Annotated in this window: 1 protein-coding gene; it reads right to left on the bottom strand. The window is 71.7% G+C overall.

All coding sequences use genetic code 11. From position 1 onward, the window contains the following. Positions 1–1,473 (bottom strand): polyketide synthase dehydratase domain-containing protein (locus ABZ208_RS39035; protein WP_356914190.1); only part of this gene is annotated, 1,473 nt, incomplete at both ends.

The raw sequence follows: 1,473 nt of genomic DNA, 5'->3' as shown, positions 1-1,473 counted from the left end.
GCCACGCCTCACCCGCCGGCAGCGACGCGGAGGCACGGCCCAGACGCGGCGCCAGCAGCCGGCCACCACGCACCGCGAGCTGCGGCTCGTCCAGGTCGAGGAACGAACCCCACTCCGGAGTCTCGTCGCTGTCCAAGTCGATCAGCAGGAACCGGCCCGGGTGTTCCGACTGGGCACTGCGCACCAGACCCCAAACGGGAGCCAGTGCCACATCCGGCACCTCGTCACCAACGCCTATGCCGTTGCGGGTCGCCACGACCAGCCGTGTCTCACCCAGCCACTTGCTCGCCAGCCACCGCTGCACCAGGGCCATGGCGTTCACCGCCACCGCAGACGCCGCCTCAGCCACGTCAGTGGCACCGGCCGGGGACTCGACGATGGTGACGACGGCCTGCGGGGCCTCGGCGCCGTCGGCCAGCGCCTGCTCCAGCGCGTCCAGGTCCGCGTAGTCCTCACCGAGGACAGCCACCCGCACCGGGGCCGACCCAGCCACAACCTCGGCCCAGTCCACCTGGAACAGTGCGTTGCCACCACCCTGCGCACGCTCGAGCTGCGAGGCATCCACCGGACGGAAGAAGAGCTTGTCCACGTGCAGCACGGGCTCGCCCTGCTCGCCGACCACATCGACACGGAGTGCGGAGTCGCCCGCCGGGGCGATCCGCACCCGGGCCCGGGTCGCACCGGCCTCGCCGAGGCGAACCCCGGACCAGGAGAACGGCAGGACGACCCCGTCGTCCGACTTCTTCCCCAGCAGACCACCGTGCATGGCGGCGTCGAGCAGTCCGGGGTGCACGTCGAACCCGCCGTTGTCGGCCCCGTCGGGCAGCGCAATCTCGGCGAAGACCTCCGCGCCCCGGCGCCACGCGGCGCGGACGCACGCAAACATCGGCCCGTAGTCGTAGCCGAGGTCCGCCATGCCCGCGTAGAGAGCGTCCACCGACGCGGTCTCGGCACCTTCCGGCGGCCACACCTCACGCCACTCGGCGGGCTCGGTCTCGGGGGCGAGCCAGCCGCGCCCGTGGCAGGTCACTTCCCGCAGCTCGTCTTCGGTGAGGCCCTCGGGGCGGGTGTAGATCGCCACTTCCCGGCGGCCGTCCTCGCCTGTCTGGCCGATGGTGACCTGGACCTGGAGCGCCGCGTCGTCCTCCAGGACGAGCGGCGCCTCCAGCACCAACTCGTCCGCCACCGCGCAACCCGCCAGGCGGCCGGCGGTCAGTGCCATCTCCACCACCGCAATGCCCGGCACGATCACGGTGCCCAGCACCATGTGGTCGCGGGTCCAGGGCTGGGTGTCCTGCGAGATCCGGCCGGCAAACACCCACTCATCCCGATCACCGACCCGAAGCGCAGCACCCAGCACCGGATGTTCCACCCGGATCAGTCCGGCTGCGGTCACGTCACCTGAGCCTGTGCCTGGGGTCAGCCAGTAGCGCTCGCGCTGGAAGGCGTAGGTCGGCAGTTCGACCCGCTTGG

It is taken from the genome of Streptomyces sp. NPDC006208 (assembly GCF_040613775.1).
In the GTDB taxonomy this organism is placed as follows: domain Bacteria; phylum Actinomycetota; class Actinomycetes; order Streptomycetales; family Streptomycetaceae; genus Streptomyces.
Note: the sequence above shows the minus strand (reverse complement) of the source record. Positions and strands in the feature narration are given on the sequence as shown.